The organism is Bacillus sp. GM2 (assembly GCF_056155945.1).
Genome location: NZ_JBRKSZ010000004.1, coordinates 1 through 4,157, shown reverse-complemented (window position 1 = coordinate 4,157; position 4,157 = coordinate 1). Strand labels below are relative to the sequence as shown.

7 protein-coding genes are annotated in these 4,157 nt (G+C 43.6%); 5 read left to right on the top strand and 2 right to left on the bottom strand.

Annotated features, from left to right (window positions below; translation table 11 throughout):
- Positions 1-554: 554 nt before the first annotated feature.
- Positions 555-773 (bottom strand): helix-turn-helix domain-containing protein, encoded by a 219-nt coding sequence (locus ACVC9U_RS00535; protein ID WP_023856046.1) that lies wholly within the window; start codon positions 771-773, stop codon positions 555-557.
- A 305-nt stretch (positions 774-1,078) separates the two neighbouring features.
- Here ACVC9U_RS00535 and ACVC9U_RS00530 point away from each other — a divergent pair, with 305 nt between their 5' ends.
- The 3 genes from ACVC9U_RS00530 to ACVC9U_RS00520 all read left to right on the top strand — a co-directional run bounded on the left by ACVC9U_RS00530 (position 1,079) and on the right by ACVC9U_RS00520 (position 2,013).
- Positions 1,079-1,252: a hypothetical protein gene (locus tag ACVC9U_RS00530; protein WP_164674265.1), complete on the top strand. Its 174-nt coding sequence runs from the start codon at positions 1,079-1,081 to the stop codon at positions 1,250-1,252.
- Positions 1,253-1,369: 117 nt separating this feature from the next.
- Entirely contained in the window at positions 1,370-1,684 is a 315-nt protein-coding gene (locus ACVC9U_RS00525) for a hypothetical protein (protein ID WP_145689544.1), read from the top strand.
- 155 nt (positions 1,685-1,839) lie between these two features.
- On the top strand, positions 1,840-2,013 hold the full coding sequence (locus ACVC9U_RS00520; protein ID WP_145689541.1) for a DUF8096 family protein: 174 nt from the start codon (positions 1,840-1,842) through the stop codon (positions 2,011-2,013).
- 35 nt (positions 2,014-2,048) lie between these two features.
- Here the strand turns inward: ACVC9U_RS00520 and ACVC9U_RS00515 are convergent, their stop codons facing one another.
- Positions 2,049-2,393: a DUF1433 domain-containing protein gene (locus ACVC9U_RS00515; RefSeq protein ID WP_017474209.1), complete on the bottom strand. Its 345-nt coding sequence runs from the start codon at positions 2,391-2,393 to the stop codon at positions 2,049-2,051.
- 50 nt (positions 2,394-2,443) lie between these two features.
- Between ACVC9U_RS00515 and ACVC9U_RS00510 the strand changes: the two genes are divergently transcribed.
- Positions 2,444-3,871 (top strand): lipase family protein, encoded by a 1,428-nt coding sequence (locus ACVC9U_RS00510; RefSeq protein ID WP_144573549.1) that lies wholly within the window; start codon positions 2,444-2,446, stop codon positions 3,869-3,871.
- A gap of 11 nt (positions 3,872-3,882) precedes the next feature.
- Positions 3,883-4,157: hypothetical protein (locus ACVC9U_RS00505; RefSeq protein ID WP_441390015.1), on the top strand; the 275-nt coding region annotated here is incomplete at its 3' end.

Sequence of the window (4,157 nt, the reverse complement as noted above, 5' to 3'; positions counted from 1 at the left end):
GTTAATGACTTCGCCGCAATATGTACTAAAAGGACGCCAAGTGTGCGGCTAGTGCCCGTTGTTGCTCCGTAGTTGTAGCGTCCTTCTCATAACGTATAGACAACTACGCGTGTAAAAGTTGATATATTAACGGAATATTTTCGAATGTTTTAAAACATAGCGCCCACTCCGTCGCTTACGCTCCTCCGTGTCCGCGGATATTATTAAGACCTTATCGCGATACAATTATTTATACAATATACATGATTGCGTTTCTGCGGGACGGAGTGAAACGTAGTTCCCGCTAGTCTTCGGATTCAGAAGACTAAGAAGTGATTACAGACTGAAAATCGCTGTATCCCTTGCGGCTGTAAGCATGAACCCCATTTTCGCATGTACGAATAAAGTCGTGTTTTTGGCCGATTTGTACGAATCACGTCGTGTTCATTCTCAATTACTTTATTCTAATTGAGAATATGTCGGTAATCATCCGACTTCTCGCCGTCATATCAACCGTATTATTATTCATATTAACGTATAAATATACGACATTAACACGAAGAAATAGACGCCAATCATTCGTCAGCGTCTTCATCCAGGTCGATAAGCTCCCGTATATCCGATATATTCAACGCGGTTGCAATCCGACTAAGGTGGTCGAGCTGCACCCGTTCCTTAATCCCGCGACACAGTTCGCTGATGGCAGACGGCCTTATTCCGGTTAGCTCTGCGAGTTCCTTCTGCGTCATATTCTTCCGATCAAGTAGCTCGGCTATCTTTAATTTAACGATCATTTGCCGGCACCTCCTGCGATTATTATAACGTAAAAACGATATTTTTGTAAATAACGCATTTACGTTATAACGGTTATGCGTTATAATTAAAGTAACGAAAGGAGGTGAACGTAATTGATTGACACCGTAATGAAGCTTTCGGCGATCCTCGCAACTTGGCTCGGAATTCTAAAAATCGTCTTAGAACTCCGGAAGATGCGAAAGGAAACCGAAAGTAAGGAGCGACGGCCTCCGACCAAGAAGCACCGTCGCCGACAATAAACACCGAGGGGCATTTCGCCCCTTGTCAATCAATTATAACACGAATGAAACGAATTGATACTACGGAAATTTTGTTAATTGTCGTCTTGCTCGCCTGGATTGCGGATATGAACTTCGGCCGGCTTTCCGTCCTGGACTGCGTCGGCCTCGGTTCATCTGTCGTTTTTATCGCGCTTCTATTCTTTAGATCGAGGAGGAATCGGTCACACCGCCGCTGAAGCCGCAGCAGGCTGATCAACTTCTCGATCTATATCAACGCCCTGACGCCGGCAAAGCGTATCAGATCGGCTTCAATCTCGGCTATCTAATCGCAAACAAATACGGAGGTAATGACGATGAATAAAACGAAACTCTTAACGGCCATCCTCGGCCTATCACTCGCAGGCAACGCGGCTCTCGGAATCTACGCTGCCAAACTAAACGAAGATGTCGATATTGCTTATCGTGTGGCTGACGACATGGCAGCCGAAGCTAAGGACGCTCAGGAAATTGTCGAAGGGAAAGACTACGCGGTATCAGCGGACGACGGCGGCTTCTCTTCCGATCCGGCAGCCACAGACGCAAAGCCAGGCGATCGGATTAGCGTTACTTTTACGAAGGATCAATACGAAAATGGCAGCGGATTTAAGGCGATTAAGGTTATCGAATAACACACGAAATCAGGCGTTAAGCGGCCGCCGATACCTAATATACCCGCAGCAGATTCCGGCGGCTCCTACGCTTTAATTTCGTGGAAAAAACGTTGTCTATGTCGTTGATTCAACCGAGCTAATGTCGTATCCTATTAGTCGGAGGTTGAGGACGAATGGAATACGAAACAAAAGGCTATGATACGACGATTGTATACGACTACAAAGAGTATCCGGACGCTCATCATGGCCGCTGCGACAACTGCGATTATACACTGTTCAAAAGTTCGGTGAAGGACGGGATATTTCTTCGCGAGTGCCGTAGATGCGGAATGAAAAAGAGCATATAAAACGAAAAGCCCTACTCAAAATTGAGTCGGGCTCTTTATTTACAAACTTTATCTTGACACTCTGGCTTCTCTTCTGCGTCCACTGAAGAAATGCCTATCTCATCGTTAGTTTTATCATAAGTACCGAAAAACTCTTTATTTTTATCCCCATTTATATATCCTTCTACAGTTATCCCGCCCATAGGGTCTATGTCATATGAATCCGAAAAATTTATTTCTTTAATATCTTTATAGTTTTTTTCTAAAAAAGTTTTCATCTTAGTTTTAGCCTGATTAAACAACTCGGTTTCTGCTACTTTTTGATCGTGTTGGTGCTTCATGTAAATACCTCCAAATGTTATAATTACGATGGAGATTAGGATAATTATGTATTTTCTCATAGACTCATCCTTTCCTAAAACAATTTTACATTAGAGTTGAGGTGTTGTACATGCCTAAGAATATCGATATTCCAAACATTAGCGATAAAGAATATTATTATTTAAGTAGGTTTTCTTATAACTATGACAAAATCAAAAAATCATTAAAAGAAAATAGACCTTTAACGACGAGTAGTTCTTCTCGGTGGTATGTTGAAAAAATTAAGTCGGATGACGATACCGGACTTGATGCGGTTGTTCTGTCACAAGCCGAAGAGAAAAACGGAAAGTGGGTTAAATCAGATAACCCCAAAAACGTCGTCGTAGCCTTCGCCGGTACTGACGCCGGAAAGGACCCGATCGATGACTTAGTAAAAGCAGACGGTGGAAATATCGTGATGGGGCAAGATCCAAAAAAGAAAACGCATTATATAATCGAAAAAGATGCGAAAGATACATCCAAAACACTGGGAAAATACAATTCCACACCCTCACAAGACGCTATGCTTAGCACCGGTAACTACAAATTGATTACAAAACCGTCCCAAATCGGTCAAGCCGACGATCTTATAAGAGAAATCAAACAAAAATATAAAGGCACCTCGACGATCATTTCAACGACTGGACACTCACTCGGAGGTGCAGAAGCGGAATACAGTGCGGTCAACAACGATATCTATGCCGTCGCATTCAACAATCCCTCCGTCGTTAAATTACATTCCGAAGAAAAGCAAAAGGAAATCAATAACGGTGAATACAACCGGTATGTAAAGTCGATCGTAAATCCGGATGATATGATCGGAGCCGGTTGGTGGAATGAGTACGACCGCCACAATGGAACAACGATATATACAAAAGATCCTGCTGTATCGAATGCTATGCGCGAAATGCGAATGCGAGGCAAGGTAACTGATCAAATTGGCGAAAACGCTGCGTACTTCTTTCAGACAGCAATCTTGGGGATGCCTGATACGCATTGGGTCGGCAGCAATAATTTCTCTTTCGACGAAGACGGTAATATTAAGAATATAGACGGCGATGAACTCGTTTATGACAAAAATTTAAAAGCGATGCTCCCACCGGAAGTTGCCTCCGGAAGTGGCGCAATTAAAGTAACACCCGAAGTTGCCAAGCAGCTCGCGCAAAAAGTAAATGCGATCATCGATGACTTGCGTACGATGAAAAGAGAAGCGGAAAACGCCTACCAGGAACATGACGCTGCGATAAGCGATTTGAAATACGATACCTATCGCCAGGTCGGTCACGGCTTATACGATCAGCTTACGCTCGATGATGTAAACAATACGCTGAATGATTTGGCGCAGTCGTTCGATAAAAAAGGGAATCCGCTGTTTTACGATGTCGATGCCGAAGCGGCCTATATCGCGTCATTGCAGGATACGATTTCAGATTTAGAGGAGATCAGCGGTTATCTCGCACAAATCGCAAAGGATTTCAAATCAAAAGACAAGATGCTCGCAAACTGGTTAAAGTTATAGGAGATGAGTAGATGGATACGTTAGATCAAATAATCAAAAAGCAGAACGACCCAATGGAAAAGCGCAGGCAGCTTGCTATGCTGAAAACGGGTATGAGAGGCGTGGCCGGAACCAAGCTCGAATCCGTTCGAAATACCCTCAGACCGAAATTCAAAGTAGATGACATACAAAAGGAAATGAACAGCGTCTATTCATCACTTCTCTACAGCTTCGAAGGGAAAGCGCAGCAGGCGCTCGCACAGCGGATCAGCCAAAGCGCTCAGCAGCTTATTCATACGGAACAGGA

Coding starts and splice junctions, on each gene's coding strand:
- ACVC9U_RS00535 (WP_023856046.1), bottom strand. CDS start 773: ATGATCGTTAAATTAAAGATAGCCGAGCTACTTGATCGGAAGAATATG.
- ACVC9U_RS00515 (WP_017474209.1), bottom strand. CDS start 2,393: ATGAGAAAATACATAATTATCCTAATCTCCATCGTAATTATAACATTT.
- ACVC9U_RS00510 (WP_144573549.1), top strand. CDS start 2,444: ATGCCTAAGAATATCGATATTCCAAACATTAGCGATAAAGAATATTAT.
- ACVC9U_RS00520 (WP_145689541.1), top strand. CDS start 1,840: ATGGAATACGAAACAAAAGGCTATGATACGACGATTGTATACGACTAC.
- ACVC9U_RS00525 (WP_145689544.1), top strand. CDS start 1,370: ATGAATAAAACGAAACTCTTAACGGCCATCCTCGGCCTATCACTCGCA.
- ACVC9U_RS00530 (WP_164674265.1), top strand. CDS start 1,079: ATGAAACGAATTGATACTACGGAAATTTTGTTAATTGTCGTCTTGCTC.